The following is a 4,651-nucleotide window of genomic DNA, read 5'->3' on the forward strand; positions in this document are numbered from 1 at the left end:
CATCGGCCGCTCCAATGAGTTCCGGATCTACGCCGGTGTCGGCCACTCCATCATCCGCATTTCCGCCTCGCTGCTGGTCAAGCGTCTGCAAAAAAGGTTTGCCGTATGATCTCTATCAAGAATATCAACAAGTGGTATGGCGACTTCCAGGTGCTGACCGATTGCAGCACCGAGGTTAAAAAAGGCGAAGTGATCGTGGTGTGCGGGCCGTCCGGCTCGGGCAAATCGACCCTGATCAAGTGCGTCAACGCCCTGGAACCGTTCCAGAAAGGCGACGTGGTGGTCGATGGCACCTCCATTGCCGACCCGAAGACCAACCTGCCGAAACTGCGCTCGCGCGTTGGCATGGTGTTCCAGCACTTCGAGCTGTTTCCGCACCTGACCATCACCGAAAACCTGACCATCGCGCAGATCAAGGTATTGGGCCGCAGCAAGGAAGAAGCCACCAAGAAGGGCCTGCAACTGCTGGAGCGCGTCGGCCTGTCGGCTCACGCCCACAAGCACCCGGGCCAGCTTTCCGGCGGCCAGCAACAGCGTGTGGCGATTGCCCGTGCGCTGGCGATGGACCCGATCGTCATGCTGTTCGACGAACCGACCTCGGCCCTCGACCCGGAAATGGTCAACGAAGTGCTCGACGTGATGGTGCAGTTGGCCCAGGAAGGCATGACCATGATGTGCGTGACCCACGAAATGGGTTTCGCCCGCAAGGTAGCCGACCGGGTGATCTTCATGGACGCCGGCAAGATCATCGAAGACTGCCCGAAAGAGGAATTCTTCGGCGACATCAGCGCCCGCTCCGAGCGTGCGCAGCACTTCCTCGAGAAAATCCTGCAGCACTAAGCACTGCCCTGTTGTGGTGGGTCGGGCAACCCCACTCACCACAACTGGTTGACCCAAGGCATCTGTGATGAAATGCGACCCCAACCTCTTTCGCGCCGCGCCGCCATCACTTGCCGTGAAGCCTCGTCTGATTCGCCAATTGTTCCTGCCGCCGCTGATCATCGCCCTGATGATCGGACTGGGTTACGTCGGCTTCTGGATCAGCGAGTTCTATGGGATCCGCACCCTCAGCGATACCGGCGAACGCCAACTGGAATTGCACGCCCGCACCGTCGAGAGCGAACTCAGCAAATACACCTACCTGCCCAGTCTCCTGGAGCTGGAATCCAGCGTCTCCAGGCTGTTGGCAGACCCGAATCAAGAAACCCGCAAAACCGTCAACGACTACCTCGAAGGCCTGAACCGGCGCAGTCGCAGCCGGGCGATCTACGTGATGGACACCACCGGCCGTGTGCTGGCGACCAGTAACTGGCGCGATGCCGACAGTTACCAGGGTGAAGACCTGTCCTTCCGTGCCTATTTCCAGAATGCGGTGCGCGGCCAGCCCGGCCGGTTCTACGGCATCGGCAGCACCAACGGCGAACCCGGCTATTACCTGGCCCATGGCCTGGAAGAGCACGGCAAGATCATCGGCGTCGCCGTGGTCAAGGTACGCCTGGAAGCGCTGGAAGAGCGCTGGCAGCGGGCGCGCCTGGAGGCCTTCGTCAGTGACGAGAATGGCATCATCATTCTCTCCAGCGACCCGGCCCGTCGCCTCAAGTCCGTACGGCCATTGAGCGATGACACCAAGGACCGCCTCGCCCACAGCCTGCAATACTACTGGGCGACGCTCAACGAGCTGGAACCACTGGCCCGCGAACGCCTCAACGAAGGCACCGAGAAGTTGACCTTCCCGGCCAACAGCGAAGTGGTGGCCGACGAGCATGAGGTCAGCTACCTGGCCCAGACCCGCCCACTGAACGACACCCCCTGGAATTTCACCCTGCTCACCCCGCTGAACGACCTGCGCCGGGCCGCCATCAACCAGGGCATCCTGGTGGCCGTAGCCTTTGCGCTGGTGGCATTCCTGCTGATTGCCTGGAACGAGCGCCGCAAGGTGATTGCCACCCGCCTCGCCGCCCGGGAAGCCCTGCAGGAAGCCAATAACCAGCTGGAGCGACGGATTGCCGAACGCACCACCGACCTGCGGGCCAGCAACGAGCGGCTCAAGAGCCAGATTCGCGAGCGGCGCCAGGCCGAGGAAACCTTGCGCCGGGCCCAGGACGAGCTGGTGCAGGCCGGCAAACTCGCGGCCATCGGCCAGATGTCCACCAGCATCGCCCATGAATTGAACCAGCCACTGGCCGCCCTGCGTACCCTGTCGGGCAACACCGTGCGCTTCCTTGAGCGTGGGGCGCTGGACACCGCCAGTGCCAACCTCAAGACCATCAACGAACTGATCGACCGCATGGGTCGCATCACCGCCAGCCTGCGCTCCTTTGCCCGGCGTGGCGATGACCAGGGCGAAGCCAATCTGGGCAAGGCGGTGGACGCTACGTTCCAGATCCTCGGCAGTCGCCTGGAGACCCTGCCGCTGACGGTGCACCGCCACTTCAGCAGCGCGCAGTTGCAGATCGACCAGACACGCCTGGAGCAGATCCTGGTCAACCTGATGGGCAACGCCCTGGATGCGATGCAGGCGCAACCGGCCCCCGAACTGTGGCTGGAAGGCGACATCGCCGACGGCAAATATCGCCTGCGGGTGCGCGATAACGGCCACGGGATTGATCCCGAGACCCGCAAGCATTTGTTCGAACCGTTCTTTACCACCAAACCCGGCGAACAAGGCCTGGGCCTCGGCCTGACGCTGTCGGCCAGCCTCGCGGCGGCGACCGGCGGCAACCTCGCCGTCGAGCATCCGGCCAGCGGTGGTACTGCCTTTGTCCTGAGTTTGCCGCTGGCGAGCCCTCAACAAGTCGAGTCGAAATGAACGCAGAAAAAACCACCGACCTGACCGTCCTGATCGTCGAAGACGACCCCCATGTATTGCTCGGCTGCCAGCAAGCCCTGGCCCTGGAAGACATTCCCAGCGTGGGCGTGGGCAGTGCCGAAGAAGCCTTGACCCTCGTCGGTGAAAACTTCGCCGGCATCGTCATCAGCGATATTCGCCTGCCGGGCATCGACGGCCTGGAGTTGCTGACCCGGCTCAAGGCCCTGGATAAAAGCCTGCCGGTGGTGCTGATCACCGGCCACGGCGATATCTCCATGGCCGTGGGCGCGATGCGCAACGGCGCCTATGACTTCATGGAGAAACCCTTCTCTCCCGAGCGCCTGGTGGACGTAGCCCGCCGCGCCCTGGAACAACGCGGTTTGGCCCGGGAAGTCTGGTCGCTGCGCCGGCAACTGGCCGAGCGCGATTCGCTGGAAGGCCGGATCATCGGTCGCTCCCCGGCCATGCAGAACCTGCGGGAATTGATCGCCAACGTCGCCGACACCTCGGCCAACGTGTTGATCGAGGGCGAGACCGGCACCGGCAAGGAATTGGTCGCGCGCTGCCTGCACGATTTCAGCCGGCGCCACTCCCACCAGTTCGTCGCCTTGAACTGCGGCGGCCTGCCGGAGAACCTGTTCGAAAGCGAAATCTTCGGCCACGAAGCCAACGCGTTCACCGGTGCCGGCAAGCGCCGCATCGGCAAGATCGAACACGCCCACGAAGGCACGCTGTTCCTCGACGAAGTGGAAAGCATGCCGATGAACCTGCAGATCAAGCTGCTGCGGGTGTTGCAGGAACGTACCCTGGAACGCCTGGGCTCGAACCAGAGCGTGGCGGTGGATTGCCGGGTGATCGCCGCGACCAAGTCCGACCTCGACGACCTGAGCCGCGCCAACCAGTTTCGCAGCGACCTGTACTACCGTCTCAACGTGGTGACCCTGGAACTGCCGCCGCTGCGTGAACGCCGCGAAGACATCCTGCAGTTGTTCGAACACTTCCTGCAGCAGTCGTCGCTGCGTTTCGACCGCACCGCGCCGGACCTCGACAACCAGACCCTGTCCAGCCTGATGAGCCATGACTGGCCGGGCAACGTGCGTGAACTGCGCAACGTGGCCGAGCGGTTTGCCCTCGGTTTGCCGGCGTTCAAGAAGAGCGGCGCCAGCAGCGGCAACCATGGGCTGGCCTTTACCGAAGCGGTGGAGGCGTTCGAGCGCAACCTGCTCAACGATGCCTTGCAACGCAGCGGCGGCAACCTGACCCAGGCCAGCCAGGAACTGGGGATGGCCAAGACCACGTTGTTCGACAAGGTCAAGAAGTACGGGCTGAGCCACTAGGAGCGCATTGTGGATTTATTGTTGAAGGCGGCATTGGGTGCGGGGGTGGTGCTTATTCTGGCGGCGCTGGCCAAGACCAAGAACTACTACATTGCAGGGTTGGTGCCGCTGTTTCCGACGTTCGCGTTGATTGCGCATTACATTGTCGGCAAGGGTCGTTCGGTGGAGGATTTGAAGACCACCATCGTGTTCGGGATGTGGTCGATCATTCCGTACTTTGTGTACCTGGCGACGTTGTATGTGATGGTTGACCGGATGCGCCTGGAGGCTTCGCTGGCGGTGGCGGCGGTGGCGTGGTTGATGGCGGCTACGATTTTGGTCAGCGTGTGGGTCCGGGTACACGCCTGACATACACCTATCAAAGATGCGGAGCCGGGTGGGTGTGTATATCCGTTATTTAGGTAACGGCCGCTATTGGTTCCGCTCTTACAGCGGCTCACTTTTGAACAGCGCAAAAGTAAGCAAAACGCTCTTGCCCCACCACTCGGCACCTCGCTTAGGCTCG

4 protein-coding genes and 1 pseudogene are annotated in these 4,651 nt (G+C 62.3%); all 5 read left to right on the forward strand.

The features are described 5' to 3' along the window. Window positions 1-109, forward strand: a pseudogene (locus ACIOMR_RS30725) (amino acid ABC transporter permease); the annotation flags it as partial. Next, on the forward strand, window positions 106-840 hold the full coding sequence (locus ACIOMR_RS30730; RefSeq protein ID WP_003208734.1) for an amino acid ABC transporter ATP-binding protein: 735 nt from the start codon (window positions 106-108) through the stop codon (window positions 838-840). The pseudogene ACIOMR_RS30725 and the gene ACIOMR_RS30730, both read left to right, overlap by 4 nt. Window positions 841-907: 67 nt before the next feature. Further along, complete coding sequence (locus tag ACIOMR_RS30735) at window positions 908-2,809, forward strand: sensor histidine kinase (RefSeq protein WP_003208735.1); 1,902 nt, start codon at window positions 908-910, stop codon at window positions 2,807-2,809. Beyond that, complete coding sequence (locus ACIOMR_RS30740; protein ID WP_003208736.1) at window positions 2,806-4,146, forward strand: sigma-54 dependent transcriptional regulator; 1,341 nt, start codon at window positions 2,806-2,808, stop codon at window positions 4,144-4,146. Before ACIOMR_RS30735 ends, ACIOMR_RS30740 begins: the two co-directional genes overlap by 4 nt. Window positions 4,147-4,164: 18 nt before the next feature. Beyond that, window positions 4,165-4,494, forward strand: coding sequence for a GlpM family protein (locus ACIOMR_RS30745; RefSeq protein WP_172834602.1), 330 nt, complete (start codon window positions 4,165-4,167; stop codon window positions 4,492-4,494). Window positions 4,495-4,651 lie beyond the last annotated feature (157 nt).

It is taken from the genome of Pseudomonas sp. NPDC087814, from assembly GCF_044742865.1.
Taxonomy (GTDB): Bacteria; Pseudomonadota; Gammaproteobacteria; order Pseudomonadales; family Pseudomonadaceae; genus Aquipseudomonas.